At 68.2% G+C, this 26,929-nt stretch carries 25 protein-coding genes; 16 read left to right on the forward strand and 9 right to left on the reverse strand.

Features of this window, described 5'->3' with window-relative positions:
- Positions 1 to 23 precede the first annotated feature (23 nt).
- Genes E0H73_RS01965 through E0H73_RS01975 form a run of 3 tightly spaced genes read left to right on the forward strand, consistent with a single transcriptional unit; the run spans position 24 to position 1,609 of the window.
- Positions 24 to 404, forward strand: a complete 381-nt coding sequence (locus E0H73_RS01965; RefSeq protein ID WP_131350356.1) for a winged helix-turn-helix transcriptional regulator — start codon at positions 24 to 26, stop codon at positions 402 to 404.
- Positions 405 to 411: 7 nt separating this feature from the next.
- Positions 412 to 1,185 (forward strand): SDR family NAD(P)-dependent oxidoreductase, encoded by a 774-nt coding sequence (locus E0H73_RS01970; protein ID WP_131350358.1) that lies wholly within the window; start codon positions 412 to 414, stop codon positions 1,183 to 1,185.
- Positions 1,186 to 1,222: 37 nt separating this feature from the next.
- The gene (locus tag E0H73_RS01975; protein ID WP_131350360.1) at positions 1,223 to 1,609 is read left to right on the forward strand and encodes a MerR family transcriptional regulator; all 387 of its coding nucleotides are present in this window, start codon (positions 1,223 to 1,225) and stop codon (positions 1,607 to 1,609) included.
- Here E0H73_RS01975 and E0H73_RS01980 read toward each other — a convergent pair.
- The 4 genes from E0H73_RS01980 to E0H73_RS01995 form a co-directional block, all read right to left on the reverse strand.
- Complete coding sequence (locus E0H73_RS01980) at positions 1,590 to 2,315, reverse strand: DUF427 domain-containing protein (protein WP_131350362.1); 726 nt, start codon at positions 2,313 to 2,315, stop codon at positions 1,590 to 1,592. The two genes, E0H73_RS01975 and E0H73_RS01980, sit on opposite strands and share 20 nt — an antisense overlap.
- Before the next feature lie 70 nt (positions 2,316 to 2,385).
- Positions 2,386 to 4,455 carry a fibronectin type III domain-containing protein gene (locus tag E0H73_RS01985; RefSeq protein ID WP_238163757.1) on the reverse strand — a complete coding sequence of 690 codons (2,070 nt, stop codon included), beginning with the start codon at positions 4,453 to 4,455 and terminating at the stop codon, positions 2,386 to 2,388.
- A gap of 75 nt (positions 4,456 to 4,530) precedes the next feature.
- Positions 4,531 to 5,157 carry a GNAT family N-acetyltransferase gene (locus E0H73_RS01990; RefSeq protein WP_131350366.1) on the reverse strand — a complete coding sequence of 209 codons (627 nt, stop codon included), beginning with the start codon at positions 5,155 to 5,157 and terminating at the stop codon, positions 4,531 to 4,533.
- A 119-nt stretch (positions 5,158 to 5,276) separates the two neighbouring features.
- Positions 5,277 to 6,815, reverse strand: coding sequence for an MFS transporter (locus tag E0H73_RS01995; protein WP_131350368.1), 1,539 nt, complete (start codon positions 6,813 to 6,815; stop codon positions 5,277 to 5,279).
- Positions 6,816 to 6,924: 109 nt separating this feature from the next.
- Between E0H73_RS01995 and E0H73_RS02000 the strand changes: the two genes are divergently transcribed.
- On the forward strand, positions 6,925 to 7,812 hold the full coding sequence (locus tag E0H73_RS02000) for a LysR substrate-binding domain-containing protein (protein WP_202867168.1): 888 nt from the start codon (positions 6,925 to 6,927) through the stop codon (positions 7,810 to 7,812).
- 15 nt (positions 7,813 to 7,827) lie between these two features.
- Here the strand turns inward: E0H73_RS02000 and E0H73_RS02005 are convergent, their stop codons facing one another.
- Positions 7,828 to 8,454, reverse strand: a complete 627-nt coding sequence (locus tag E0H73_RS02005) for a dihydrofolate reductase family protein (protein ID WP_131350370.1) — start codon at positions 8,452 to 8,454, stop codon at positions 7,828 to 7,830.
- 130 nt (positions 8,455 to 8,584) lie between these two features.
- Here E0H73_RS02005 and E0H73_RS02010 point away from each other — a divergent pair, with 130 nt between their 5' ends.
- Positions 8,585 to 9,445, forward strand: a complete 861-nt coding sequence (locus E0H73_RS02010; protein WP_131350372.1) for a LysR family transcriptional regulator — start codon at positions 8,585 to 8,587, stop codon at positions 9,443 to 9,445.
- Here the strand turns inward: E0H73_RS02010 and E0H73_RS02015 are convergent.
- Positions 9,442 to 10,254: a UbiA family prenyltransferase gene (locus tag E0H73_RS02015; RefSeq protein ID WP_238163758.1), complete on the reverse strand. Its 813-nt coding sequence runs from the start codon at positions 10,252 to 10,254 to the stop codon at positions 9,442 to 9,444. The genes E0H73_RS02010 and E0H73_RS02015 overlap by 4 nt on opposite strands.
- Positions 10,255 to 10,272: 18 nt before the next feature.
- On the opposite strand from E0H73_RS02015, the gene E0H73_RS02020 reads away from it, so the two are divergent.
- From E0H73_RS02020 to E0H73_RS02030, 3 genes are read left to right on the forward strand one after another with little or no spacing between them, the layout of a single operon-like run.
- Positions 10,273 to 11,325 carry a type III polyketide synthase gene (locus E0H73_RS02020; RefSeq protein ID WP_131350374.1) on the forward strand — a complete coding sequence of 351 codons (1,053 nt, stop codon included), beginning with the start codon at positions 10,273 to 10,275 and terminating at the stop codon, positions 11,323 to 11,325.
- Positions 11,325 to 11,837 (forward strand): isoprenylcysteine carboxyl methyltransferase family protein, encoded by a 513-nt coding sequence (locus E0H73_RS02025; protein ID WP_131350376.1) that lies wholly within the window; start codon positions 11,325 to 11,327, stop codon positions 11,835 to 11,837. Before E0H73_RS02020 ends, E0H73_RS02025 begins: the two co-directional genes overlap by 1 nt.
- On the forward strand, positions 11,834 to 12,850 hold the full coding sequence (locus E0H73_RS02030) for an NAD(P)/FAD-dependent oxidoreductase (RefSeq protein ID WP_131350378.1): 1,017 nt from the start codon (positions 11,834 to 11,836) through the stop codon (positions 12,848 to 12,850). The genes E0H73_RS02025 and E0H73_RS02030 overlap by 4 nt, the downstream gene beginning before the upstream one ends.
- A 231-nt stretch (positions 12,851 to 13,081) precedes the next feature.
- On the opposite strand, the gene E0H73_RS02035 is transcribed toward E0H73_RS02030, so the two are convergent.
- Positions 13,082 to 14,629 carry a helix-turn-helix domain-containing protein gene (locus tag E0H73_RS02035; RefSeq protein ID WP_131350380.1) on the reverse strand — a complete coding sequence of 516 codons (1,548 nt, stop codon included), beginning with the start codon at positions 14,627 to 14,629 and terminating at the stop codon, positions 13,082 to 13,084.
- Between the two features lie 90 nt (positions 14,630 to 14,719).
- On the opposite strand from E0H73_RS02035, the gene E0H73_RS02040 reads away from it, so the two are divergent.
- The 3 genes from E0H73_RS02040 (at position 14,720) to E0H73_RS02050 (ending at position 17,692) form a co-directional block, all read left to right on the forward strand.
- Positions 14,720 to 15,985: an NAD(P)/FAD-dependent oxidoreductase gene (locus E0H73_RS02040; RefSeq protein WP_131350382.1), complete on the forward strand. Its 1,266-nt coding sequence runs from the start codon at positions 14,720 to 14,722 to the stop codon at positions 15,983 to 15,985.
- Positions 15,986 to 16,230: 245 nt separating this feature from the next.
- The gene (locus E0H73_RS02045; RefSeq protein ID WP_131350384.1) at positions 16,231 to 16,632 is read left to right on the forward strand and encodes a VOC family protein; all 402 of its coding nucleotides are present in this window, start codon (positions 16,231 to 16,233) and stop codon (positions 16,630 to 16,632) included.
- Positions 16,633 to 16,780: 148 nt separating this feature from the next.
- A complete protein-coding gene (locus E0H73_RS02050; RefSeq protein WP_131350386.1) occupies positions 16,781 to 17,692 on the forward strand; it encodes a hypothetical protein in 912 nt (303 codons plus the stop codon).
- A gap of 31 nt (positions 17,693 to 17,723) precedes the next feature.
- Here the strand turns inward: E0H73_RS02050 and trxA are convergent, their stop codons facing one another.
- Together trxA and E0H73_RS02060 are read right to left on the reverse strand one after the other, a co-directional pair.
- Positions 17,724 to 18,113, reverse strand: a complete 390-nt coding sequence (gene trxA, locus E0H73_RS02055; protein WP_131350388.1) for a thioredoxin — start codon at positions 18,111 to 18,113, stop codon at positions 17,724 to 17,726.
- Between the two features lie 152 nt (positions 18,114 to 18,265).
- Entirely contained in the window at positions 18,266 to 19,141 is an 876-nt protein-coding gene (locus E0H73_RS02060) for an aldo/keto reductase (protein ID WP_131350390.1), read from the reverse strand.
- 769 nt (positions 19,142 to 19,910) lie between these two features.
- Here E0H73_RS02060 and E0H73_RS02065 point away from each other — a divergent pair.
- Genes E0H73_RS02065 through E0H73_RS02085 form a run of 5 tightly spaced genes read left to right on the forward strand, consistent with a single transcriptional unit; the run spans position 19,911 to position 26,917 of the window.
- Positions 19,911 to 20,810 carry a conjugal transfer protein gene (locus E0H73_RS02065; RefSeq protein WP_165555461.1) on the forward strand — a complete coding sequence of 300 codons (900 nt, stop codon included), beginning with the start codon at positions 19,911 to 19,913 and terminating at the stop codon, positions 20,808 to 20,810.
- 49 nt (positions 20,811 to 20,859) lie between these two features.
- The gene (locus E0H73_RS02070) at positions 20,860 to 21,147 is read left to right on the forward strand and encodes a hypothetical protein (protein WP_131350394.1); all 288 of its coding nucleotides are present in this window, start codon (positions 20,860 to 20,862) and stop codon (positions 21,145 to 21,147) included.
- On the forward strand, positions 21,148 to 21,732 hold the full coding sequence (locus E0H73_RS02075; RefSeq protein ID WP_131350396.1) for a hypothetical protein: 585 nt from the start codon (positions 21,148 to 21,150) through the stop codon (positions 21,730 to 21,732).
- Positions 21,729 to 24,917, forward strand: a complete 3,189-nt coding sequence (locus E0H73_RS02080) for an ATP-binding protein (RefSeq protein ID WP_131350398.1) — start codon at positions 21,729 to 21,731, stop codon at positions 24,915 to 24,917. Before E0H73_RS02075 ends, E0H73_RS02080 begins: the two co-directional genes overlap by 4 nt.
- Complete coding sequence (locus tag E0H73_RS02085) at positions 24,914 to 26,917, forward strand: MraY family glycosyltransferase (RefSeq protein ID WP_131350400.1); 2,004 nt, start codon at positions 24,914 to 24,916, stop codon at positions 26,915 to 26,917. The genes E0H73_RS02080 and E0H73_RS02085 overlap by 4 nt, the downstream gene beginning before the upstream one ends.
- Positions 26,918 to 26,929: the final 12 nt, after the last annotated feature.

Below are 26,929 nucleotides of genomic sequence, written 5' to 3' on the forward strand. Positions count from 1 at the left end.
CTAATTACTGCTCTAGGCACCTCATGGATACCGACCAGGTCAGAGGCAAGTGGGACGCCACGAAAGGCGCCTGCCCAACACGTCAGGTGCTGGGCCGGATCGGCGATACCTGGACGATGCTGGTGATCAGCACGCTGGAGAAGCACGGCACACTGCGGTCCGGCCAGCTCAAGCTGCTGATCGAGGGCGTCACACAGAAGATGCTCACCCAGACCCTGCGCCACCTGGAGCGTGACGGCATCGTCCAGCGGACGGTCGTCGCCACGGTGCCGGTGACTGTGACCTATACGCTGACTCCGCTCGGGCTGAGCCTGGCCGCGGCCGTCGCGACGATGCGGACCTGGGCCTACGACCACATGGACGAGATCGCCGCCGCCCGCGACGAGTACGACGCCGAAAGCTAGGAGACACGTGGATCTGCAATTGTCCGGCAAGACCGCAGTGGTCACCGGTGCGAGCAAGGGAATCGGGCTAGCGTGTGCGGAAGCACTCGCGTGGGAGGGCGTCACGGTGACCGGGATCTCCCGTGATCCCGCCAACCTGGCGAAGGCCCAGGAGGAGCTCGCCGCCAAGGGCCTGACGTACGCCGTGGAAGCGGTCGACCTCACCGATCCGGACGCGACCAAGGCTGCGTTCGAGCGCATCGGCGTACCGGACATCCTGATCAACTGCGCGGGCGCGGCCCGCCGTACGCCGGTCGATGAGTTGGACAGCAAGGCGCTGCATGCGGCGATGGAGGCGAAGTACTTCACGTATATGCACGCGACCGATGCAGTCATCCGCGGCATGGCCGAGCGCGGCAGCGGTGCGGTCGTGAACGTGGTCGGCCAAGGCGGCCGGCAGGCGAACCCGCTGCATATCGGCGGCGGCGCGGCCAACGCGGCGCTGATGCTGGCGTCCGTCGGCTACGCCAAGGCGTACGCCGGACAGGGCGTCCGGGTGAACGTGATCAACCCGGGCACGACCCGCACCGGTCGCGTTGACGAGGGCCTGGAGGCGGCGGTCCGCTCGACCGGCCGGTCGAAGGAGGAGCTGCTCGGTGAGATGGTCGCCGACACCCCACTCGGCCGGATCGGCGAACCCGAGGAGGTCGCTCGGGTCGCGGTCTTCCTCGCGTCGCCCGCCGCCAGCTACGTCACCGGCGCGATCATCCCGATGGACGGCGGCGTCACCTCCACCATCTAATGCCTGAGGCAACGCCAGGCCGGGCTAGATTCGACGGATGAGGATCGGCGATCTGGCCGCCCGCTTCGGGCTCGCGCCCCATGTCCTGCGGCACTGGGAGGAGGTCGGCCTGCTTACTCCGGCGGCGCGGATCGGTGGGCGGCGGCAGTACGACGAGTCGCACGTGGCGCGGGTGGTGATGATCCAGCGCGCCAAGGCCGGCGGGCTGAGTCTGGAGCAGATCCGGCGAATGTTCGAGGCGCCTGGCGGATCGGAGCGACGCGCGGTGCTGACCGAGCAGAACGCCCGGCTGGACGAGCAGATCCGGCAGGCACAGGAGTCCAAGCGGCTGATCGGGCACGCGCTGACCTGCGAGGCACCCGACTTCACCGAGTGCCCGCACTTCCACCAACTGGTGGACGAGGTCAGTTCGAGAAGGGGGTGATCGGGCGTTCCTGCGGTGCGCCGTCCAGTGTCAGGTCGACGTGTTCGTTGAAGAAGGCAACGAGTCCGGCGACCGGGAGCAGCGCCGCGGTGGGGAAGTCGTAGGACCAGGCCAGGTCGCGACCGCCGATCGACCAGTAGCCCGTGGTGCGGCCCTTGTACGGGCACGCGGTCCGGGTCTCGCTGGCGGTGAGGTGCTCGAAGTTCACCTCGGTCCGCGGGAAGTAGTAGCGCGGCGGCAGACCGGTCTCGAACACGATCACCGTCGATCGCGACTCGGCCAGCACCTTGCCGTCGTACTCGACCTTCACCTCGCGGCCGGAGCGGATCGCGTCGCACCGGGCGTACGGGTTGCGCGGGTGGACGAAGACCTCCTCGTCCTCCTCGAACCAGCTGTCCAGCGCGTCCCACTGGAACCGGACCCGGTCCTTCGCGATCCCGTCGTCGTACACCCACGCCTTGCCCGACCCGGCCGTGTGCACGCGCGCGACGCCGTGCTCGAACTCCTTCGTCTCACCGGTGTCAGTCAGTACGCCGTCCGCCACGTCGGCGACCGGGATGTAGTACTGCGGGTACGGCGGGAACTCCCACAGGTAGATCCCGTCCTGGGTGTCGAGAACGACGCGTCCGTCGAGCGTCGCGCGGATCCGCCGCGGGGCCGGAACGGTGTGACCGGGTGGGACGAGGGCAGCCGGGTAGTCGTTCATGACTCCAGTAAAGGTCGCGGGGCCGACCCGAGGGAAGGCCGGCCCCGCGGTGAGGTGGATCAGACGGTGGTCAGACAGTGATCCAGTCGATGTCGGCGATGTAGCCGTTCGGGTTGCTGACCTTGATCGAGTTGGCTCCGGCGGTCAGCTTCATCGGGAGGTACGTCACCTGCGGCGTACCCCAGTCGTTGTCGCCGAGGCCGTGGTAGTTGACCCAGTAGGAGTCGGCGTCGTTGACGGTGAGCATGCTCTGCCGGCTGGTGTCGCCGTCGGTGTAGGCGACCTTCACCAGGTAGGTGCCGGTGGTCGGGACGGTGATGTTGTGCAGCGTCACGGTGGCGTCGTACCCGATGTTGCCGATCTTCGAGCCGCCCGAGCACAGGTTGCAGCCGGAGATGCCTGCGTTCCCGGTCAGCGTGCTCGTCGACGCCTCGGCTTCGTACCGGACTGGCCCACCCGACTTCGAGGTGAACATCGTGACCGGTGCGCTCGCATCCGACGTACGGCCGCCCGACATACCCTTCACCGTGAAGGCGTACTGCGTCTGCGGGAGCAGCCCGGTCACCACGGCACTCGTGGTCGCGCTGGTCGCCACCTGCTTGCCGTCGGCGTACACCTTGTACGACGAGGCGCCGGTGCTCGGCCGCCAGTTGAGGCTGACCGTCGTACGGCTCACGTCGGTCGCGGTGAGGTCGGCCGGCTTGCTCGGCGAGTCCGTCTTCTCCGGCGTGATCTTGTACAGCTTCGAGCCGTGCGCCGGCAGTGCTGCGCTGACCTGACCGGAGACGTTCCGGGTGTTCTGGTTCGCCCAGATGTCGCGGACGGTCGCCTGGCCGGTGAGGCCGAGCTGGTCGAAGTTCCCGGTCACAGTCGCCGGGGTGTCGGCGAGGTTGAAGAGGGCGACGGTGACGCTGCCGTCGGCGTTCTTGGCGTACCAGGTCTGCTGCAGCTGGTCCTGGTTCAGCGGGCGGGCCGGGTTGCCGGACTGGTTGATCGCGATGACCTCGCGGTTGGTCAGCAGCTTCAGGCCGTACGCGTCCAGCTTGGTCATGTCGTCACCGACGAACAGCGGTGCGGCGTTGATCGCCCAGAACGTCATGTAGCTCTGCCGCTCGGCGTCACTGAGGCCGTCCATCTCGCCGACGCCGACGTTGATCGCGTCCAGGTTGTTCCAGTGACCTGGTCCGGCGTCGTCGATCCACTGTGGCAGATCCCACCAGCGTGCCTTCACCGAGCTGTCCCAGCGGACGATCGTGTCGCAGTAGCACTCCACGTCGGTGTCGATCCGCCAGCCGTTCGAGTTCTGCTTCCAGACATCGGCGTACCGGTGGCTGAGCGACCACGACAGCGTGTACATCATCGGGCGGCCGGCGTTCTGCACGGCGCGCCACCAGGCCTCGATGTCCTCGGTGTTGTTGTGGTTCGGGTCGTCCGGCGCGCCCTTCCACGAGCCCGGGCCGACGCCGTCCATCTTGATGAAGTCGACACCCCAGTCGGCGAACAGGTTCGCGATCGAGTCGGCATACTTCTGCGCGCAGGGGCTCGCGTAGTTGATCTTGTACGCCTGGTCCCAGCCGTTCGTGGTGCGCAGGTCCGGGTACACGATGTCGCGGGTGAAGCAGCCGGGTGCGTTGTAGATCGGCGTGTTGCCGTCGCGGTAGACGTCGAAGCCGAGGCCGACCACGGTGTAGATGCCGAACTTCAGCCCGAGCTTGTGGATGTCGTCGCCGACCGCCTTCATGCCGCGCGGGAACCGCTGCGCGTTCGCGATCGGGCGGCCGTACTCGTCGCCGCCGAGCTGCCAGCCCGCGTCGACGTTGATGTACTCGTAGCCGTACGGCTTGAGCTTGGTTGCCAGTGCATGCGCCTGGGTGAGGATGTTCTTCTCATTGATGAAGCTGCCGGGACCGTCGGGGTTCACGCCCGGGTAGTTGGTGGACTGCAGGCTCCAACTGCTCCAGCCCAGGTAGGGCTTGGCCGCGACCTGCGGGTACTTCGCGGGGACGGGTTTCTTGGCCTGAACGGCGGTCGGGACAGCAGAGCCCTGGACCGCATCGGCCGGGGCGGTCGCGGCGGCCGTCGACACCAGGGCGACGGCGGCGAGCACGGCAGCGGCGGTACGACGTCTGAGATTCAGCACGGTGGTCCTCCGGATGACCGGGGAGAGAGCGGACGCGGCCGAGCCTAGGGTCGATTAATTTACATCGTCAAGTATTCATCGCCGATGACTGTGTGTGAGGCGTTTCTCCAGGTGTTCACGGGCGGCCGGCCATTCGCCGTCGGTGATGGAGAACATCGCCGAATCCCGGAGGCGGCCGTCCTCGCCCGGAGCCCAGGACGGCGACCAGTTCCGCAGTACCCCCTCGAAATGTGCGCCGACGGACTCGATCGCCGCGCGGCTCCGCGCGTTGCGTGCGTCCGTCTTCAGGTCGACGCGCGTGACGTCCCAGACCTCGAAGGCGTGCCTGAACAGCAGGTACTTCGCCTCGGTGTTGATCCCGGTGCCCTGCGCCGAACCCGCCAGCCAGGTGAAGCCGACCTCGATGGCCCGCAGCCGCTCGCCGTCCGGCCACAGCCGCGGATCCCAGAACGACGTGGCGCCCACGACGCGGCCGGTCTCGACGGCGATCTGCGCGTACGGCGCCAGCTTGCCGGTGGCCGCACGCTCGAGTTGCGCGTCGATGTAGCCGGCCGCTTCTGTTGCCGTCGGCACCCAAGTGAAGGCGTACGACGCGCGGTCCTCATCACCCGCCGCGCCAAGCGCCTCCGCATGCCCAGGGGAGAGCGGCTCCAGCCGGACGCGCTCTCCTTCGAGCACCGGGCCATCCAGTACGAATCCCACGACACACCCCTCCTGGCCTAGACGAGGTGTCATCGTCGCAGCCGGCCGGTGGCGTGGACCGGATTTACCACGATCCGGGACAGGGCCGGGAGGCAGCTTCCCGGCCCTGTCCCGGTCGACTAGTGGTGCTGCGGACGCCGGCGCGGACGCAGCGGCCGGCTGTGTGGATCGGTGCGCGCGTGCTCGCGCCGGCTGAAGACGAACGGGCGCGACGGACGCTCCGCCGCCGGGTGAACCGTCGGCCGGGACAGCTGGATCGGCGCCTGCTCGAGGTTGACCCGGATCGGGCGCTGGTGCCAGGGCGAGCGGGTCCGCACCACGACCAGGCGGAACCCGCCGTCGCGGCGCAGCCGGAGACCGATCGCGATCGTCGCGATGGCCGGCACCAGACCGGCCAGCAGCAGGCCGTTGCGGGCGCCCCAGTGTTGGGCGATGAAGCCGACCGTCGGTCCGCCGATCGCGCCGCCCCCGATGAACACCAGGTTGTAGATCCCGGACACGCGCCCGCGCAGACCGTCCGGAGTGGTCAGTTGGACCATCGACTGCGCCGCCGTGAGGAACATCAGCGTCGCCATGCCCATCGCCGACAGCAGCGGGATGAAGGTCCACAGCGACGGCTGGATCGAGGCGACCATCTCGGTGATGGCCAGGATCGACGCGATGCCGACCAGGTTCCGCAGTCGCGGAGTCCGGATCCGGCGGGCGGACAGCAGCGCTCCGCACAGCGCTCCCGCGGCGACGACGGAGTTCAGTACGCCGTACCCGGTCGCGCCGGTGTGGAAGACCCGGTCGGCGAAGGCGGTCAGCGTCACCGGCAGGCTGATCGTGAACATGCCGTAGACACCGACCAATGCGATCGCCCACCGGACCGCCGGCTCCTGGAGCGCGTACCGGACGCCGTCGCGCAGGCCGTCCCGCATCCGCAGACCGGCGCTCGCCCGCCGGGCTGCGACCAGGCCGGGCATCTCGGACTCCCGCATCCGGAGCAGCGCGGAGATCGAGCCGAAGAACGTCACCGCGTTGAGTGCGAAGGACCAGCCGGTGCCGAGGGTGCCGAGCAGGATGCCGCCGAGCGCCGGGCCGATCAGGCTGCCCAGCTGGAACGTCGACGACACCATGCTGATCGCGTTGCGGACCCGGTCCTTGCCGACCAGTTCGGTGACGAACGACTGCCGGGTCGGATTGTCGACCGCGGTGGCCAGGCCGAGGATGAACGCCATCATGTAGACCTGCCAGACGTGCACCTGGCCGGTGAACGCCAGCACGGCCAGGATGCCGGCCAGGCTGCCCATCGTCGCCTGGGTGACGAGCAGGACCTTCCGCTTCGGGAAACGGTCGGCGATCACACCGCCGTACAGGCCGAACAGGAGGGTGGGGAGGAACTGCAGAGCGGTGGTGATGCCGACGGCGGTGGCGCTGCCGGTCAGCGTGAGGACCAGCCAGTCCTGGGCGATGCGCTGGATCCAGCCGCCGGTCGAGCTGACCAGCAGTCCGCTGACCAGGAGGCGGAAGTTGCGGACCTGCAGAGCGCTGAAGGTGTCCCGGAATCCGGGCCGGCGCTGCGTGGCCGGGATCTCGCCGGAGGCGGGCTTCGAGGTGGTGCGGTGGGTGTGGAAGTCGGGGACGGAAGGGACAGTACCGGTGGCCCGGGTGGTCAAGAGTGTTCCTAAGCGACGTGGACTGGTCAGGGGAGGACATGTCTATCCTCAGGGTTCGGTACTGGATTTCGACAGCGAATTACTCCTATTAGTCTTATAGCGTCACGTAATGGGAGGTCTCTCGATGTACGACCCGGACCAGCTCCGCACATTCCTGGCGGTGGCGCAGTCGCTCAGCTTCACGCAGGCCGCGGAGAGGCTGGGTATCCGGCAGCCGACCGTGAGTCAACATGTCCGCAAACTCGAGGCGGCGGTTGGGCGACCACTGTTCCTGCGCGACACGCGGACGGTCACTCTCACCGCGGACGGCGAGGCGATGGCCGGGTTCGCCCGGACCATCCTCGCCGCGCACGAGGAGGCGGCCGGGTACTTCACCGGCTCGGAGCTGCGCGGCCGGCTGCGGTTCGGGGTCACCGACGATCTGGCGCTGACCCCGCTGCCGAAGATCCTGCGTGACTTCCGCCAGCTCTACCCGCGGATCGACCTCGAGCTGACCGTGGCCCAGAGCCCCAATCTGCTCCGCCGGGTCGAGTCCGGACACCTCGACCTGGCCTACGTCAAGCACGGCGCCGGCGGTGGCTACGAGCCGAACGGACGCCTGGTACGCCGCGATCCGCTGGTCTGGGCCGGGATCGCGGGGACCCGGATCGCGCCGGACGGCCCGGTGCCACTCGTCGCGTACCAGGCGCCCAGCCTGAGCCGCTCCCTCGGTGTGCAGACGCTGGAACAGGCCGGCCGGACCTGCCGGATCACCTGCATCGTCCGCGGCGTGAACGGCGTACTCGCGGCCGTCCGGGCCGGGCTGGGGCTCGCGATCTTCGCGCGGTCGCTGATGCCGGCGGACCTGGTCGAGCCGCCGCCGAGCGCGGGGCTACCGGAGCTGCCGTCGATCGACCTGGTCCTGATCACCAACCCGCGCGCCTCCAAGGAACCGGCCGAGGCGCTGACGGCCGCGATCCTCGGAAGCAACGCACCGCTGAAGCCGGACGCCGCCTAGTGCGTCGCTTAGTGCTCAGGCGCGGGTGAACGTCAGGTGGGTGACTCCGCTCGGCGAGGAGGTCTGCTCGATCTTGTAGTCCTTCTCGACGCCCTCCAGCCCGTCCCAGAGGCGTACGCCGCGGCCGAGCAGGATCGGGACCACGACGACGTGCAGGTGGTCGATGAGCCGGGCAGCAAGGAAGTCGCGGATCACGGTGGGCCCGCCGCCGATGCGTACGTCCTGGTCGCCGGCGGCCTTGCGGGCGGTCTCGAGCGCCTCGGCGGGTGAGGTGTCGAGGAAGTGGAACGTCGTACCGCCCTCCATGTCGATCGACGGGCGGGTGTGATGGGTGAGGACGAACACCGGCGTGTGAAACGGCGGGTTGGGGCCCCACGCGCCCTTCCAGTCCGGGTCCTCGTGCCAGCCGGGGTGGCCCCACTTCCCGGCACCCATGATCTCGGCGCCGATCCCCGGGTCGTGCCGCTGGACGAAGACGTCGTCGACGCCCGCGGTACCGCCGGCCTCCCACCACTGGGTGGCGAACATCCATTGGTGCAGCCGGTCCCCGGCATGACCGAAATGCGCGTCGGGGCCTTGATCCGCTCCGGTGCCGAAGCCGTCGAGTGAGATGGAGAAGTTGTGGACGCGGGCGAGTGACATGGCGGGTGGGTCCTTTCCGTCTCTCGGTCGAGCCTGGTCGGATCAGCTCGGTCTTTGCATCGATCATGGCGGTCCCACGTCATGACGTCGAATGCCAAAATTGCGAGCTTTTCATAGATAAACTTGATCTATGCTCAACGTCACCCACCTCAAGGTGCTGGAGGCGGTCGCCCGTCACGGATCGGTGACCGGAGCCGCGAACGAACTGCACTACTCCCAGCCGTCGGTCAGCCATCACCTGGGCCGGCTGGAGGCCGCCACCGGAGCCAAGCTCATCCAGCGAGTGGGCCGCGGGATCCGGCTCACCCCCGAAGGGGAACTCCTGGCGCAACGCGCGACAGAGATCCTGGGGCGACTGGACGCCGCGTCTGTCGAACTGGAGGCACGGGTCGGACTTCGGGCCGGACGGGTGCGACTGGCCGGCTTCCAGACGGTCCTCAGCACCCTCGTGCCGAGGGCAGCCACCGAACTGGCCCGAACCCATCCGGGCATCGAGTTGAACCTTGTAGATGCCCACCCGGCCGATGGGCTGGAGATGCTGCGGGCAGGGCATGTCGATGTCGCCTTGATCTTCCGGCACACCGGCACGCCGTTCGAGGAGGAAGGGTTCCGGCTCACCCACCTGCTGGACGATCCCCTCTACCTCGTCAGTGACCAACCCGACCAGCGGCTCGAGGACCACCGTGATTCCGCCTGGGTCGGCGGATGCGAGCACTGCCGGGCCGCCACGATGACGGCCTGCGAGCGCGCCGGCTTCTCACCACGCATCGCCTTCGCCTGCGACGACACCGTCGTCTCCCAGGCGGTGGTGTCCGCCGGCATGGGGGTTGCCATCCTCAACGGACTCGCACTGCAGGCACACCAGGCGCCGGGCATCCACGCCACTGCGATCGACGGCTTCGCCCGCTCGATCTACGCCGCGACGTACGGCGATCCGCCGGATCCGCCCGCCACGACCGCCCTGATCGAGATCCTGTCTTCGCTGAACTAGGTGAGGGCGTCGCCGCGGATGACCAGCGTGATGATGCTGACCGCGGCGACGGCGATCGTGACCAGGAACGGCGCGTTCCGCCACAACAGGATCACAGCCAGCAGACCCGCCACCACGACCAGCGCGATCCACCCGACCACCCCGACAGGTCCGGCCGGTGCGATCACGAGCAGCCCGGTCGCCAGCGCAAGCGGTAGCGGAGCGAGCAGTCGCGCGTAGCGCCCAAGTCGTTGCGGCCAGCCCCTGACTCCGGTCGCCAGATCGTCCGCCATGTCCGGTACGACGTTTGCCAAGTGGGCACCGACGCCGAGAAGCGCGGTCGCGACTGTTGCCCACCAGGGCGCCCAGGTGCCCGCCGTGCCGAGCGTCACGAACGACGGCAGTGCGCCGAACGCAACGGCGTACGGGAGCCAGGAGATGACGGTGGACTTGAGACCCAGGTTGTACGCCCAGGCGCAGGCGACGAAGAGCAGATGCATCAGGCCGGCCGCGACGCCGTTGGCCAGCGACACCGGGATCGTGACGACCAGCATGATGCCGGCGGCCACAGCGAGCGTCCGCCGACTCACCAGTCCGCGGACGACAGGCTTGTCCTGGCGGTTAACAATGGTGTCGCGGGCGGCATCAATCGCGTCATTGCTCCAGCCGATCGAGAGGTGGCCGGTGAGGATCGTTGCGGCGACGAGGAGACATCCGGCCGGATTTCGCCCGGCCGACCAGGCGACGGCGGTGACGAACGCGGTGACGGCGATGGTCGGACCGGGATGGCAGGCAAGCGCCAGACCTCGCACCGTCCGCAGAACGCTCACGCACGTAACGATGCCACGATGACGCGGATCGCAGCCGTCCGGCCCGCGTTGCCGCCGTACCGCTATCCGCAGGCGGAGCTGACCGACGCCTTCGCCTCGATCTGTCTGCCGGACGGCCGCGGTACGGCGTTGCTGCGACGGCTGCACGCGAACGCGGGAGTGTCGTTCCGGCATCTGGCGTTGCCGCTGGAGCAGTACGGCGTACTCAAGGACTTCGGTGAGGCGAACGACGCGTGGATCGCGGCGGCTGTGGATCTGGGCGCGGAGGCAGTCGCGGGAGCGGTGAAGGACGCGGGGCTGACGTTGGACGACGTCGACGTACTGATGTTCACGACCGTGACCGGAGTGGCGGCGCCGTCGATCGATGCGCGGGTCGCGTTGCGGCTGGGGCTGCGGGAGGACGTGAAGCGGCTGCCCTTATTCGGGCTTGGGTGCGTGGGTGGCGCGGCCGGGATCGCTCGTTTGCATGACTACTTGAAGGCTTGGCCTACGCATGTCGCCGTACTGCTGTCGGTTGAGTTGTGCTCGCTGACGTTGCAGCGAGAAGACGCTTCGCTGCCGAACCTCGTCGGTGGGGCGTTGTTCGGGGACGGTGCTGCGGCTGTGGTGTTGACCGGGTCCGAGCATCCGGCGGCGTCTGGGCCATCCGTGCTGGCGACGCGGAGCCGGTTGTATCCGGACTCCGAGCGGGTGATGGGCTGGGACGTCGGCTCAGGTGGGTTCCGGATCGTGCTCGGCGCGGACGTGCCGGAGGTGGTGCGGCAGTACCTCGGTGATGATGTGCGCGGCTTCCTCGGGGACCACGGGTTGACGGTGCCGGACGTCGGGACCTGGGTCAGCCATCCGGGTGGGCCGAAGGTGCTGGAGGCGGTCTCCGAGACGCTCGATCTGCGGCCGGGTGCCCTGGACCTGACCTGGAAATCGCTCGATGCGGTCGGCAACTTGTCGTCGTCGTCGGTGCTGCACGTGCTCGGTGACACGCTGCGGCTGGATCCTTCTCCACAGGGCCCCGGGCTGTTGCTCGCGATGGGGCCGGGATTCTGTTCCGAGCTCGTCCTGCTGGAGTGGTGATGGACACCTTCTACGTCGTCTTCGTGTTGCTGGTCGCCGCCGAGCGGGTGGCGGAGCTGGTGGTCTCGCTGCGGAACGCGAAGTGGAGCTTCGCGCAGGGCGGAGTGGAGTACGGGCGCGCGCACTATCCGTACATGGTCGCGCTGCACACGGCGCTGCTCGGTGGGTGCCTGGCGGAGGCCGCGCACCGGCCGTTCATCCCGTGGCTGGGGTGGACGATGGTCGTGGTGGTGCTTTTGTCGCAGGCGCTGCGGTGGTGGTGCATCTCGGTGCTCGGTCATCAGTGGAACACGCGGGTGATCGTCGTACCAGGGTTGCGCTTGGTTGCCCGCGGCCCGTATCGGTGGATCCGGCACCCGAACTACGTGGCAGTGGTTGCCGAGGGCATCGCGTTGCCGCTGGTCCACACGGCGTGGGTGACCGCGGTGGTCTTCACGGTGCTCAACATCCCGTTGCTCGCGATCCGGATCCGCTCCGAAGAGGCCGCCCTGAACTCCGCCTTGGTCAAGTGATCGATCTCCTCGTCGCCGGGTGCGGTCCCGCGGGTGCGGCGACGGCGATCCGCGCGGCGCTGGCCGGTCTGTCGGTGGTTGTCGTCGAGCCGCGTGCCGCGCCGATCGACAAGGCGTGCGGGGAGGGGATCGCCCACAGCGCTGCGTCGTATCTGTCCCGTCTCGGCGTCGAGTTGGACGGCCGTCCGTTCTACGGCATTCGGTACCTCGACGGGCAGCATCAGGTCGACGCCCGCTTCCACGCGGGACCTGGGCTCGGAGTACGCCGTACGACGCTTCACGAGGCTCTGATGAAGCGGATGGCCGATTTGGGCATTCCCGTGGTCCAGACCCGCGTCGGCACCATCACCCAGAACACCACCTCAGTCACCGCCGCCGGCCACACCGCCCGCTACCTAGCCGCCGCCGACGGCCTCCACTCACCCATCCGCCGCCAACTCGACCTGGGTTCGACCTCCGCGGGGGATGTTCGCCGCGGACTGCGGCGGCACTTTCACGTCTCACCCTGGACTGATCTCGTGGAGGTGTACTGGTCACGTCTGGGCGAGGCCTACGTGACACCGGTCGCCAACGACCTGGTCGGCGTCGCCGTCCTCACCTCCGCGCGCGGCACCTTCGACTCGCACCTCAGCGCCTTCCCGTCCCTCGAGCGACGGCTGAAGGGCGCCCGCCCCGCAAACGCCGTCATGGGAGCCGGCCCGCTCCGCCAACGAGTTCGCAGCCGAGTCGCCGGTCGCGTGCTGCTCGTGGGCGACGCCGCCGGGTACGTCGACGCACTCACCGGCGAAGGAATCGCGGTCGCCCTACGCACCTCGGCCGAGCTCGTCGACTGCATTCTCAAGGACCGACCCGAAGACTACGAGGCTGCCTGGCGACGGGTCTCCTGGGAGTGCCGCCTGCTCACCGGCTCGTTGCTCTGGGCCCGGAACAGATCGTTGCTCGCTCCCCGCATCGTCCCCGCAGCCGCGCTGCTCCCCGGCGTCTACGCGCACATCGTGAACCGGTTGTCCTAGTGCCCTGCACTGGCAAAGATGTGAGGCCCGGCGATCGCTCAGACAACCGCCGGGCCCACGACGGCCCGAGCTTCCTGGTGAAAAGCTCGGACCCGGCCTTTCCAGCCGCCTGGTGAACGGCTGGACCGGCTGCTGAGTACGACTCAACCAGCCGCATGTTGCCCAACCGTTGCCAGAATATGAAGCCTTGTTACACAGGGCTGTGGCGAACCTCTCAGTGCGTTCGGGAACTCAGTGCTCGGTCCGCACGGCGGCGATCTGCAGTTGCAGCGCGAGGCGTTCGCGCGGATCCGAGAGATCCAGCTCCGCGATCTCGCCGATCCGTTTCATCCGGTGCCGCAAGGTGTTCGTGTGCAGGTGCAGCTGCCGCGCCGCCCGCTGCGGCTGACCCGGGTACTCGAGCCAGGCCTGCAACGTCTCCACGAATCCGGTGCTGTGCTCGATGTCGTGCCGCAGCAGTGTGGCGAGCGGTCCGTCCATCTTGGTCGTGTCCAACGAGGTGACGGCTCGGTGAACAGTCAGCACATGCCACGCCTCTTCAACTCTCAACGCTGGTCCGGGCGCGAGTCCCCGACGTACCAGGCCGAGCAGCTCGACCGCCTCGGCGCGTGAGCTCGGCAGATCGGCCGGACCACGTGCCGGACCGCCTGCAGCAGCGACGGTGCCGGGCGTGGCCTTCGCCTGTTCGGTGACGAGCTTGCTCAGCCAGGTCCACGACCCCGGACCCTCGTTGTCCGTGACAACAGCGAGCACCGTCCCGTCCAGGTCGGCCAACTGCGGCTCGCTCCACCCGTACCGACGACCGGTCGACTCCCAGAGGTCGAGCTGCTGCGGTACGTCGTACCCGTCGGGCGACCCGAGCGCGACAACCCGCCACGGCTGCGGTGGGAGCCGTACGTCGACCGGATTGTCGGGGGAGAACTGCCGGAGGATGGTCCGCAGCCGGTCGATGGCACTCCGTCGCGCCACATCGGCCTGGGCACGCAGCCGCAGCAGATGGAGAGCCAGCACCGACGCAGCGTTGCTCAGCTCGGTGGTGACCTCCTCACTCACCGGACCGTCCACCACTGCCCAGATCGACCCCAGCCACTCCCCACCAGCTCGCACGGGTACGACCAGTCGCGGGCGGATGCCGTTCGGTCCGTCGGGCACCAGGAACGGTTCGCTGGAGCGCGCCAGCCGGCGGAAGATGCCTCGGGCCCGGAAGTGTGCGATCACCTCGGCCGGGACGCGGCGGCCGACGATGGTGGAGACGCGGGTGGGGTCGGTGAAGTCCTGCCCGGAGGAGTACGCCAGCACGCGCGACTGGTTGTCCTCGATGGTGACGGGCGCGTCCACGATCGCTGCGGCGGCGTCTGCGAGTGCGAAGAGCTCCTGATGTACGCCGGCGTCCCCAGCGGCGGGGGAGTCGGGCGCAGCCGCCCTGTCGATCACACCGCGGAGCAGCCACACCACGTGCGCCCAGGTCACACTCGGCTGCAGTGCGACGAGCGTGAGCTGCCAGCGCTCGGCTGCCGCGACCACGGTGGGTTCGTGGGCGAGCGTCGTACGCACGACGACGCCAGAGGCGCTGCCGGCCGTGCACCGCTCGACCAGTTCGACGGCGTCCTCCGCTCCGCGCAGGCCGAGGCCCAGCACCAGGTCACCGGGCTGACCGGTCGCCGGCTCCTGCGGATCGGCCAGGAAGACGTCCCGGACCTCTCCGTCGCCCTTGCCGGTCACCACCACCTCGAACAGGGCTGGGCCGACGGCGATGATGAGGTCAGGCGCGGTGATCATCAGGTTATTGTGCTCTGCACACAGTCATTTGTCCCGTCAGTGGTGTGATCGCACCATGACAGCGGATGGTTGACGACGCACCATCGATACATGGTCGCTGCTGGTTCCACTCACATCGTTCCCGATCGCGTCGCTGTCGTCGGCGCGGGCATGGTCGGACTCGCCACCGCCTGGTTCCTCCAGGAAGCCGGCGTCGAGGTCACCGTGCTCGATCGCGAGGGCGTCGCCGCGGGTGCGTCCTGGGGCAACGCAGGCTGGCTCACGCCCGGCCTGGCCACCCCACTGCCGGAGCCGGCCGTCCTGAAGTACGGCGTCCGCGCGGTGCTGAGCCCCTCCTCACCGGTGTACGTTCCGCCGACGGCGAGCCCGCGGCTCCTCAAGTTCCTCACCCGCTTCGCTCGCAACAGCACCGCCGGACGCTGGAAGACCGCGATGGAGTCGCTGGTCCCGATCAACCGGCAGGCCCTGAACGCCTTCGACCTGCTCGGCAAGGCCGGCGTCGAGGCGGAGACGTACGAGGCGAAGTCGTTCCTGGCCGCGTACCGGACCGAGGCCGAGCGCAGCGTGCTGCTCGAGGAGATCGAGCAGATCCACGCCGCGGGTCAGGGCATCGAGTTCGAGGCGATCACCGGTGACGACGCCCGCGAGATCGAGCCGTCGCTGTCCGACGAGATCGGCGCCGCGATCAGGCTGCACGGGCAGCGCTTCATCAACCCGGGCGAGTACGTCCAGTTGCTGGCCGACTCGGTCACCGCGCGCGGCGGGCAGATCATCAGCGGCGTCGTGGTGAAGGACATCGTGGACGAGATCCGCGGCGTCCGGCTGATCACCGGCGACGGTGAGACCGACCCGTTCGACGCCGTGGTGATGGCGACCGGCGCGTGGCTGAACGACCTGGCCCGGGAGTTCGGCGTACGCACCGTCGTGCAGGCGGGGCGTGGCTACAGCTTCAGCGTGCCGATCGCTCACGTGCCGGCCGGTCCGGTGTACTTCCCGGCGCAGCGCATCGCCTGTACGCCGCTGGGCGACCGGCTGCGCGTGGCCGGGATGATGGAGTTCCGCAAGCCGGAGGCCAAGCTCGACCCGCGCCGGATCGACGCCATCGTCGATGCCGCCCGTCCGCTGCTGCGCGACGCCGACCTGGACGCCCGTACCTTCGAGTGGGTCGGCCCTCGGCCCTGCACGCCGGACGGCCTGCCGCTGATCGGTGCGACCGCGTCACCGCGTGTCTTCGTCGCCGGTGGACACGGCATGTGGGGCATCACGCTCGGCCCGGTCACCGGTCAGCTGCTGGCCGAGACCATCACCACCGGCCGCACGCCGGACGAGTTGCGTCCCTTCAACCCGCTCCGCTGAGTCGCGAGAGGGCGATCGCCGATTCTCGGCATCGCCCACCCCGGCTGACCGACGCCTCGGGCGCCAGGTGACCCTCCCGGACGGCAGACCACCCCGTCCTCGAGCTCCACTGCCGGTCACCTCCGCCGCCCCGGTCAGCCCCAAGAGCGGGCCCTGGCTGAGATCCCCTGCCCAGGGCCCGCTCTTTCGTTTTCTGTCGGTCCCGCGTGTCAGGGTGTTCTCCTCAACGACGAGGAGGGCCTCTCATGGTGCTGCGGTGGTACACGGTTGTGGTCGATTGTCACGACGTGCGGAAGCAGGCCGCCTGGTGGGCGGAGGCGCTCGACTGGAAGACGATCTACGAGACCGACACCGAGTGTGTGAACATCCCCGGCTGGGTTGACGAGGACGCCATGCGCAACACCCCTTGGGAGCGGATCGGGCCGGGCATGGTCTTCGTCCCCGTGCCGGAGGGCAAGACGGTGAAGAACCGCCTGCATCTCGATCTCGCACCGCACACCAGCCAGGACCGCGACGCCGAGATCGCCCGCCTGGAAGCGCTCGGCGCCAGTCGCGTCAACGTCGGTCAGCCCGACGAGCCCAGCTGGACGGTCCTCGCTGACCCCGAAGGCAACGAGTTCTGCGTCCTCAGCTCGCGCGACGCCTGACGCACGCGGCGCCACGCATGGCTGGATTCTCGCGGGCGGACAGACCACTCGACCCGCGGTTGCAGCATCCTGCCGTCAGGTGGTTGCCGAACGGGCGCCCCGCGGAGCACGATCGGCTGAACGCACGACGAGCTGAGAGGCAGCCCGGATGTCCGACGATCGCCCTGCAGGTCCGGACCGCGGTTCGACGAGCGGCTCGTGGCCGTACACCCAGGAGCCTGTCCCACCCGGAGGCGGCAGCGACCTCCATACGTTCGAGCTGCACCAAGCCACCACCCCGCAGCCCACCAACCCTCAGCATGGCTCGCCGAACCCCGGGCCCAGCGTTGGTCCTCGCCGGCAGCCGGCCACGCAGTCTTCGACCGACTCGACCCTGAGGCGGCTGTCTGTCGTCGCCCGGATCCTCTGGCTCTCGGCCGGAGGTGCTTTGTGCGCTGCCGCGATCGTCGGACTCTTCGTCGGTGTAGGCGAAGTCGAGTTGCTGATCGTGCTCGGAGGCGGGGTCGTGCTCGCGATCATGCCGGCGGTCGTGGATCGCATCCGGTCGATGAAAGCGGGGCACTTCGAGATCCAGCTGATCGAGCAGATCGCCGGCAACGCGCGCAAGAGTGCGGAGATGCTGCGACGACTCGGGATGGAGCACGAGCTCGACGCCTACGCGACCATCTACACCGAGATGCGCGGCGCTGAACTGACCGAGGTCCGGGGCGCGATGCTCGACCGGATCGTGCAGCGGGTGTCGAATGCATCCGCGGTCGAGAAGTTCGACCGGGGCGAGGTGAAGGACATGTTCACGCTCGGCTCGCCGATCGTCCGCGTGCTGGCCCTCGGACTGATGGAGGGCGATCTGTCACTGATCGACAGCGAGGTCCTGGTCGAGGCCCTCAAACGACCTCTGACCGGGAACGAGCACTACCACGCGCTCAAGCTGGTGCTGGGCGGCTGGGGCCACTTCTCGGCCGCCGAGCGCGCCAAGCTCAAGGACGCGATCGACTCCAACCAGCAGATCCAGTACGGGCCGGGACGGCGCGAGCTGGCAGAAAGAATCCGGAAGCTCTGAGCGAGCTCCCGGATTCTTTGAACTGTTTGAATCAGTGCGTGTGCGGCTCGGTGCCGTGCTCCGCCTCATGGGCGGCGATCTGGGCCCGGACCTCTTCCATGTCGACCGCACGCAGCTGGCCGATCAGGTCTTCCAGGTTGGCGGCCGGAAGCGCGCCGGGCTGGGAGTACAGGACGACGCCGTCGCGCACCGCCATCAAGGTCGGGATCGACCTGATGTCGAACGCTTGGGCCAATTCGGCCTGGGCTTCCGTGTCGACCTTGCCGAACGTGATGTCCGTGTGCTGCTCGGACGACTTCTCGAACACGGGACCGAACATCTTGCACGGGCCACACCACTCTGCCCAGAAATCAACCAGGATCAGGCCGTCGCTACCGACCACCTCGTTGAAGTTGTCCTGGGTCAGCTCGACCGTTGCCACTACGACCTCCGAAGTTAGACGACTACGGATCCTTCAACACCGCCCCGCCCCGCAGTGTTCCCGGGCAGTACGGCGTACCAGATCAGTGACCTCGTACGCCGTACGGATTGCCCGCTATCCGGATGCCGGACTGTGACCTGGGACACGCGGAATCAGATCGGAATGTCCACGAAGGGTGACGTGTAGTCCTTGACCTCGTCCAGGATCGACGCCGCTGCCTCCGGGGTGAGGTCGGCCCGCTCCCGCTCGGCGACGATCATCTGCTGCAGCAGCCGGGTCTCGCCGGCCGTGGCCAGGCCGGTGATCTCTGGGTGACCGTTCAGCAGCCAGGCGGTCGCGGCAGTGATGTAGCGCTGTTCGTCGAACGGCCGGTACCAGGTGCTGTACGACTTCTCCTCGCCCTCCCGCCAGTTGCGCCGGGCAATCATCTTGATCGTCATCAGCGCCGCGTCGGAGGCCTTGATCGCCTCCACCAGCGCCGCGTAGTCGGCGGCGTACTGCGGGTCCGTCGAGAGGCGGTAGTTGAGAGGTGTGAGAACGCTGTCGAAGTCGAACCGGCGCAGGCCCTCGGTATGGACCGACGGCGCCTGGGCGGTGTGGCCGGTGATGCCGATGGCCCGGACCATGCCCTCGTCCTTGGCGCGGATCGCCGCCTCCAGCGAACCACCCTTGCCGGTGACGAGGTCGAGGTTCTCCAGATCGCAGACGGCGTGCATCTGGATCAGGTCGACATGGTCGGTCTGCAGCCGCTCCAGTGACCTGTTGATCTCGCTCCAGGCCTCCTCGAAGGTGCGGCGGCCGGTCTTGGTGGCGAGGAAGATGCGGTCGCGGATCTCCGGCATCCGCGGGCCCAGCCGCAGCTCGGCGTCGCCGTAGTCCGCGGCGACGTCGAAGTGGTTGATGCCGGCGTCCAGGGCCTCCTGGATCGAGGCGTCGGCCCGATCCTGGTCGACCCCGCCGAGCGAGGCCGCGCCGTAGATCAGCACCGAGCTCTCGTGCTCGAGTCTGCCCAGTCGGCGTGTTTCCATCCTGGTCCTCCAGGGGTAGCAGGGATACATCGGACCCTATGCCCGGAGTATGCCGTTTTGACCCCTCGCCACGGGAGAGTTTTCCACAGGCTGGACCCGCCGATCCGTTACTATCTGTGATCACTTGATCTGTTCTTTACCATGTTGTTCGCACGCATCTTCGAACCTGTCCGCGGCGTGTGGCATGGTGTGCGCTGCCCGATCGACCGGAGCGGGCATGAGAGAGGAGCTATGACGACGGTGCCGAAGGTGTCACTCTTGCTCGATGAGCGTGACACTGCCCGCGAGCTGGGTAACAGTATGGCTGCGGGGAGCAATGGAGTATCCGGATCCTGGTCTCAGGTCTCCCGGAGGACAGTTGCTTGCCGTATTCTCCCGGCTACTGTCCGCGTAACTGCTGTCTGAGGGGCGGGTAGCGATGAGTTGGTGGCGAACGTTGCTGAATCTGCCGCCAAGAGGTGAGCATTGGTCGGACCAGCGGCGTACGAAGAAGCCGGGTAAGGGACGGCCGCAGAACACCGCACCGGAGTGGTGGGATCACCCGGATGGTCCGGTGTCACCCACGCCTCGCCAGGCACAGGGCGTAGCGGCGCAGTACTCGACTCCGCAGCAGGCTCCACCGCCGGCCGGCGGTGTGATGGCACCACCACGTCGTCCCTCCTCCCGTCCGGCTGAGCCTTCGCAACCTGGTCAGCGCCCACCCGAACGTTTGAAACAGCGATCGTCTCACGGTTCGCACGCCGCACCGGCCCCGGCCCCGGCCCGTGAGGTGTACGAGCCCGGCCAGGCGCCATGGTCGACCGAGTCCGAGTCGTCGTTCTCCACCTGGGCGCGCCGCTTCTTCCGCGGCCTGGTGGTCGTCGTGCTGCTGCTGGCAGCGATCAGCGGCGTCCGCTCGTGGGTGGCCCCGAACAAGGCGCCCGAGACCGTCGTGAGCGGGCAGAACAGCTTCCCGTCCGACGAGGCTCGCGCGGTCGCGACTCGCTACGCGGTGTCATATCTCAACTGGGACGAGGACGAACCGGATGCCCGGCCGGCCCAGATCGGGCTTGACCTGGCCGCCGGACTGGACAGCCGCGCCGGCTGGAACGGCCGCGGCAAGCAGACTGCCGACCGTGCCTACCCGGGCCAGGTCACGGTCGACTCCGGCGGCGTCACCGCAGTGGTCGACGTACGAGTGGAAGTCCGTCCGTATGCGAAGAAGGGAAAGGTGTGGACCGCTGGGGCGGCCACGTGGGAGCGGGTGTCCGTTCCGGTCGCCCGGACCGCATCGCGGGTGGTGGCCAGTGGGCCGCCGACGTTCGTTCCGGATGTGCGCGTGCCGCTGCCGGACAACATGCCCGAGGCCAGCGCTCCGGACGACGACCTGACCGCGGCCACGCTGAAGGACGCAGAGGCCTTCTTCGGTGCGTACGCGGAGTCGGACAACAAGGTTTCGGCGGTGACCGCGCCAGGCTCGACCATCCGCAGCCTGAACGGTGCGGTGAAGTTCGGTGAGCTGAAGGACTGGCAGGTCTATACCGGCAATGACGACGAGCGGCGGGCGACCGCGGCCGTCACCTGGGACGGGGCGGGTGACACCACCCTCGACCAGACGTACACGCTCACGTTGAGGCGTACTGTCGCCACCGACGGAGCACAACGATGGCAAGTGGCTGCCGTCGGATGAATCCAGCGACTGGCCATCGGATCACCAAGGCAACAAGGGAGACACCGCAATGACGACTCACGAACTGGCCGCGAGCGTGGTGCAGCTCGCCGCGCCGCTGGCCGACCCCAATGTCCCCACGGGTGCGGACTTCAAGGACTGGGTGCTGGTCATCGCGGGGAACATCTTCATCGCCATCCTCGTGCTGCGGGCCATCGGGCACTACTTCAAGCGCGAGTGGGGCGAGCTGTTCGGGCACATTGCGGCCGGGGTCCTGGTCGGCGGGCTGATCTACGCCAACAACCAGACCATCAATGTGCTGAAGGGCTTTTGGGGATTGCTGTCCGGAGGTAGCTGAATGCGCGTCGGCCGTACCCTGACCCACCACTTCGAGATCGAGACCCGGCAGTACGACCTGCTGGGTATCGACCTGGGTGAAGGCGCCCGGCGCCGGATGATCATCTTCGGTGCGGTGATCATCGTGCTCTGGGTGGCACTGCTCATCCCGTTCATCGGGGTCCCGCAGAAGGGCACTGTGAGCCTGTACGTCGTTCCGCCGTTCGTGATCACCGCGTTCGGCTGGCGCCCCGGTAAGTTCCACGAACGCCGCCGCCGCGTGACCGAGTGGGCGCTGGCCGTCCGCTACGCGTTGCGCGCCCACCGCCCGATCATCGGTCTCGGCGCCCGGGCCGCCGACAAGACGGAGTACCTGCCATGGCGTGAGCGCGTCGCGACCCAGAAGGTGGCCAACCTGGCGAAGGCCAGAGTGACGCCGGAGTGGGAACGCGAGGTCGTGGTGGAGCTGGATCCGATGGTCCGCGCAGGTGCGGACATCACTGTGAACCAGCGGGCCCGATTGCTCGGGGCGGACCACGTGCAACGGGTTAGTCGCAGGAATTCGTCATCAGGGCTGAGCCGATCGGAGCGGAAGGGCCAACGATGAAGATCGCTGACAAACTCCTGAACCTGGTCGGCGTCGGCCGCGAGCGCGGTCTACCGCCGCCTCGCCTGGTGGCCATCGCCGACGGCCTGCTGGTGACCGAGCGCAGTGCCGAGGCGTGGTTCCTGATTTCGGTGGCGAACACCGACCTGGCCACCGAGGCGGAGCAGGACGCTGCCCTGGACGCCGCGGTCAGTGCTGCCGCGACCATCCTGGGTGACCGACTCAGCCACCTGAAGGTGGTCTGGGGCCGCTCCACCGGCCAGGACTACATCGACTCCGTCGCCGGCCACTACCGGCTCGGCGACCACGAGGCCTGGGCGCAGACGCGCGCCGACCGCATCGACGAGATGCGGATGCCCGAGCGGTACGTCGCGCTCGGCGTACATCTGTCAGACCGCGACCCGCGGGCGACCGCGCAGGTGCGCGGTTCGATCAGCGACGCCCTCGGTACGACCTCCTGGCGGGTCAGCGCTCGTGAGCTCGCGCACCTGGACGAGCGGGTCCGCAAGCTCGCCCGGCAACTCGGCTCCACCGTCTGGCGGGCGCACACCGCGCCGGCCGAGGTGATCTCCTGGCTGGTCAGCCGCGAGATGCACCGCGGCGCCGTCGCCGCTCCACGCCGCGGTCTGATCACCGGTGCCGCGCTGGCCCGGCTTACGTCCGGCCGAGTCGTGCCGTACACCGATCACCTGCGCATCTACGACGCTCGCGGCCAGATCGCGGCGTACACGACTGTGCTGGCGATGACGGACTTCCCCGAGGAGCTCGAGACGCCGGGTGCGGGGGAGTGGCTGCGCACGCTGTCCGAGATCAAGGCGATCGACGACGACGGCGACGAGATCGACGTCACCGTCGAGGCCTCGGTGCGCTTCCGCGTGCTGACCAAGAAGACGGCTCGGAGCCTGGTCGACGAGACCCGCAAGAGCGCCAAGGAACAGCGCCGGTCCGCCGCGAAGGGCACTGCGGAGGAGACCGCGGACGAGATCGTCGAGACCGAACGCATCATGCGCGAGGTGAAGCGAGACATCAACCGCAGTGGCCTGACCCTGGTCGAGGACCACCCGCGTCTGCTGGTCAGCGCGGACACCCGCGAGGACCTCGAGGCGTACGTCGACGCCGTCATCGCGCACTACGCCGACCGCGGTATCACCGTGGCCCCGGGTGCTGACGAGCAGCGTGACCTGTGGCTGGAATCCCTGCCAGGCGACCAGTTGCGCGTGCCCGACCTCGGGCATGTGCGTGAATCGACCGCTTTCTTCGGCTCCTGGTTCTGGGGCGGTGCATCGATCGGTGACGCCACTGGTCCTGCCATCGGCTATCTGACCGGGTCGACGCCCGGTCTGGTGCGTTTCGATGCGGCCGCCGGTTCTGCGCTTGGTGACGCCACGACGACGCTGTTCCTGGGCCGGTCCGGTCGAGGCAAGACGACTGCCGCCATGATGGGTGGTCTCGACTCCGCCTTCGCCGGCGCCTGGGTGCCGCTGCTCGACCTGAAGGGCGACGCGGCCGGTGTGTCCGCAGTCGCCGCGGAGTACGGCGTACCGACTGCTGTCATCGAGATCACGGCACAGTTCTCCGGTGCTGCGGACCTGCTGCGCGTGCTGCCTGTCGACGACGCGTTGCTGCAGGCTCCGTCGCAGCTGATGTTGTTGCTGCCGCCGCATCTGCGTGGAGCGGCCGAGGCTCCGGTCGTTGCTGCGACCCGTGCGGAGATCCAGTCGCCCGATCCCTCGTCCTGGGGTGTCATCCAGCGGCTGTGCAACGCTGACTCGGAGACGACCCGGACCGTTGGGTTTGCGTTGCGCGACCTGGTGGAGACCGGCCTGGGTTCGGTCGTCGCCGGTCCGCCGTCCGGTCTGTCGTCGCTGACTACCAATCCGGGCCTGTGGGTCGTTCAGATGCCCGGTCTCACGCTGCCCTCACCTGAGTCGGCGCCGGAGTCCTGGTCCCCGATCGAACGTGTCGGTATGGCCTGTCTGCGCGGTTGCCTGGCGTGGATGGTCCGGACAACCGGCCGTCGCGAGTTCCGTGGCCGGTCGAAGGTCGTCATCGTGCCTGAGGTCCACCTGCTCACGAAGACCCCTGACGGCGCGTCCTTCCTGGACTACATCGCCCGTGTCGGCCGTGCGCTCGGCGCATCCCTGGTGCTGGACACCCAGGACCCCGCGTCAATCCTGAAGCTTCCGGGTCTGGTCGAGCAGATCACCACGCTGTTCGCCTTCAGCCTGCGTTCCCGCGAGCAGGTCGACTCGCTGCTCGAGCTCCTCGGTCGCCCGCAGACACCGCCGTACCAGACGCTTGTCCGCGGCATCAACACCGCCGCCAACGGCAAGAGCATCCGCCACGGCCACTGCATCATGCGCGACCGCTGGGACGAGGTAGCCACCGTCCAGATCGACATCCCGAGCGAACGCGTGGCCGCACTCCTCCGCACCACCCCCGAGTCCGAACACGACGTCCAGCAGCCCCAGCCCGTCATAGCGGCCCACGAACCCGAAGACCCCTTCGCCGAAGACGAAGAAGAAACCTTCGAACCAGCCGCCACCGCCACAGCCCAAGCCGAGGCCCACACCCAGGACCCGCCCCCGACCGAGCCCCCCGCCCCGGCCTACTCGCCCAACGGCTCCCCGGCCCCGGGCTACACCCAAAACGGCGCAGCCACCCCTGCGACGCCCCCTGCCCACACGCAAGACGCCGCGGCCGACCCCGCCTACACACCCAACGGCTCAGCCGCCCCCGCGTACGCCCCGAACGCCTCAGCCGACCCTGCATATGCACCGAACGCCTCGGCCGACCCTGCCTACGCACCAAACGGCTCGACCGATCCCGCCCCCGCACCAGAGGCACAACCTGCCCCCACGTCGGCACCAACCGACCCCAACCAATCACCCCCGGCCTCAGCCGACCACCCAACCGCCCCGATGGCGCCAGCCGAGCCCCAACCCACCTCAGCTGACCCCTCCACCGGCCCCCAACCAGTAGCCCAGCAAAACGGCCACCCGCCCATCCCCAACGGCCACGACCACGACCACCACCACCCCACCCGCTACGAATCCCCCATCGGCCCCGACGAGGTCTACGACCAAGAGGCAGACGAAGCCGCCTACAACGAGGCCATGTACCAACCCACCCCCGACGACGACCCCCAGCGCCCCTCCTCCAACAACAAGGAGCACGTCGCATGAGATGGCAGCGCCGAACCCGCACGGCGCTAACCGTCCTCGCCATCTCCCTGATAGTCACCAGCCAGGTCGCCCTCGCCGCCGACCCCAAGCCAGGCCCCACCAACCCCGCGGGATTTGGTGACCTGCTCCCGACTCCTGACCTGACGCACGGCGACACGAGGACGCTGTTCGAGCAGTACGGTCCGATGACTTACGGACTGGACTTCGAAACCAGCATCCGCGACCCCCTGCAGGCGGTCTTCAACGGCTACGCCTACATGGTGATGATGTACATCATCGCCATCACCCGTGCGGCGATCTCGGTCGGCTGGTGGCTGTTCTCGTTCACCGACGTCAAGCCGCTGACCGACGCCACCGCGACGACGATCGGGGCCTCAAGCAATCAACTCGTCGGTTGGTTGCTTCCTTCGGCTCTCGCCTTCGGCGCCGTCGCGGCCTATACGCAGCGCAGGGCCAGCGGCAGCGCGATGGGCCAGCTGGTCTGGGTGCTCGTCGCCGGCGTGCTGAGCGTCAGTTTCGCGGTGGCACCCGCGATGTGGCTGCGCGGAATCGACGGAGCCCGCCAACTGGGCGCGGAAACCATCATGACGACCTCGGCCGACGCGATGGGGCCGACGATGCAGAGCCCGTTGGCTTGGCCCGAGCCCGGCTTCACCGGGCCACCGAAAGACACCCTGCTGAGAAAGTCCGCCGATGCAACCTGGCGCGGTTTTGCCGTGACACCGTGGTGCATCGCGGAATTCGGATCGGTGGAGGCGTGCGGCCGGTACGGGAAGGGCATGCTCGACGCGGGCACGGATGGGGATGCGCGCAAGAAGTACATCGATTCCGTCATCAAACCGGCCGAAGGCGGCGACGACGCCGCGACGGTGAAATGGGTGAAGGGCGAGAACCCGTTCGGGCGTATTTCGGTGGTCATGCTCGCCGCGATCGCGGCGACGTTGTTCGCATTCCTGACCATTTCGCTGGCATTCACCGCTTTGATGGCGTTCATCGGGTGCTTGCTGTTGCTGGTCGTCGGGGTCTTCTTCGCCTGCCTGTGGATCATTCCCGGCAAGCCGAGGCAGTGGGGCTTGAACTGGTTCGAGGCCTTGATAGGTCTGGTCATCCAGTCGTTCCTCGCCATGCTGGTGTTCGGGACGACCCTGACCTTGGTCACCGTGATCTTCAGCCTGACCGGTGTGCTCGGCTGGCTGCCGGTCACCGGATTGGCCATTGCGGTCTTGATCGCCGCGTTCAGGTTGCGCCGACTGCTCGACAACCTCACGTCGCTGATGCGGCCGGGATCCGGGAGCATCCTCCTCGGCGGTCTCGCCCGTAAGGGCGCCCTCGGGGCGTTCAGACGACTGGCGGGTGCTGTGGGTGGCCGCGGTGCAGCTCCGGCCATGACCGAGCGGCGAGAACGCAGCGGAGGCAACGGTGTAACCGGGCCGCAGAGAGTTTCCTCAGTACGTGTTTACCGGCAGGCGCCCGCCTTGAACGCTCTACCGCGTGGTGGCGCGAGCAGCTCGCCGTACGAATTGACTCCAGGTGCTGACCGGCGGCGGACCGACGCCGCTGCTGGTCCGGCCGGACCAGCAGGTGGACAAGGCGCAGCCGGTGCCGGCGGGAGACTTGCCGCCGCGGCACATCCGACACGGAGCACCTCTGCACTCAATCTCGCCCGCTCTCGCGGTCAGAGCAAGGATGCTGACAAGCGCCGGACCATCACGGTGACCGCCGCGGGAGTCGCGGCCGCCGGCAGTTCATCGACCAGCGGCGCCTCGAGGCGCGCCGCGGCGGATGCGCCGAAGGGCCGGCATTCTCGGCAGGCTGCGATGCCCGCCAACGAGCTCAGACATCAGCAGCCGCGTGTCCACACGCATTCTGCGAGTCTGCGGGAGGGACCGCCCAAAGGGCAGCGATCGCGGCGCAAGCCACCGACCTCTCAACAGCGGAGATTCCGGGAGTACTCCACTGTCACGAAGGACGGCGTGACAATGCATGTGCCGCGTAGGTGATGCCTGATGGCT

It is taken from the genome of Kribbella pittospori, assembly GCF_004331465.1.
Classification (GTDB): Bacteria; Actinomycetota; Actinomycetes; order Propionibacteriales; family Kribbellaceae; genus Kribbella; species Kribbella pittospori.

Coding starts and splice junctions, on each gene's coding strand:
- E0H73_RS01965 (WP_131350356.1), top strand. CDS start 24: ATGGATACCGACCAGGTCAGAGGCAAGTGGGACGCCACGAAAGGCGCC.
- E0H73_RS01975 (WP_131350360.1), top strand. CDS start 1,223: ATGAGGATCGGCGATCTGGCCGCCCGCTTCGGGCTCGCGCCCCATGTC.
- E0H73_RS01980 (WP_131350362.1), bottom strand. CDS start 2,315: ATGAACGACTACCCGGCTGCCCTCGTCCCACCCGGTCACACCGTTCCG.
- E0H73_RS02000 (WP_202867168.1), top strand. CDS start 6,925: ATGGGAGGTCTCTCGATGTACGACCCGGACCAGCTCCGCACATTCCTG.
- E0H73_RS02005 (WP_131350370.1), bottom strand. CDS start 8,454: ATGTCACTCGCCCGCGTCCACAACTTCTCCATCTCACTCGACGGCTTC.
- E0H73_RS02010 (WP_131350372.1), top strand. CDS start 8,585: ATGCTCAACGTCACCCACCTCAAGGTGCTGGAGGCGGTCGCCCGTCAC.
- E0H73_RS02020 (WP_131350374.1), top strand. CDS start 10,273: ATGACGCGGATCGCAGCCGTCCGGCCCGCGTTGCCGCCGTACCGCTAT.
- E0H73_RS02025 (WP_131350376.1), top strand. CDS start 11,325: ATGGACACCTTCTACGTCGTCTTCGTGTTGCTGGTCGCCGCCGAGCGG.
- E0H73_RS02035 (WP_131350380.1), bottom strand. CDS start 14,629: ATGATCACCGCGCCTGACCTCATCATCGCCGTCGGCCCAGCCCTGTTC.
- E0H73_RS02040 (WP_131350382.1), top strand. CDS start 14,720: ATGGTCGCTGCTGGTTCCACTCACATCGTTCCCGATCGCGTCGCTGTC.
- E0H73_RS02045 (WP_131350384.1), top strand. CDS start 16,231: ATGGTGCTGCGGTGGTACACGGTTGTGGTCGATTGTCACGACGTGCGG.
- E0H73_RS02050 (WP_131350386.1), top strand. CDS start 16,781: ATGTCCGACGATCGCCCTGCAGGTCCGGACCGCGGTTCGACGAGCGGC.
- E0H73_RS02060 (WP_131350390.1), bottom strand. CDS start 19,141: ATGGAAACACGCCGACTGGGCAGACTCGAGCACGAGAGCTCGGTGCTG.
- E0H73_RS02070 (WP_131350394.1), top strand. CDS start 20,860: ATGACGACTCACGAACTGGCCGCGAGCGTGGTGCAGCTCGCCGCGCCG.
- E0H73_RS02075 (WP_131350396.1), top strand. CDS start 21,148: ATGCGCGTCGGCCGTACCCTGACCCACCACTTCGAGATCGAGACCCGG.
- E0H73_RS02080 (WP_131350398.1), top strand. CDS start 21,729: ATGAAGATCGCTGACAAACTCCTGAACCTGGTCGGCGTCGGCCGCGAG.
- E0H73_RS02085 (WP_131350400.1), top strand. CDS start 24,914: ATGAGATGGCAGCGCCGAACCCGCACGGCGCTAACCGTCCTCGCCATC.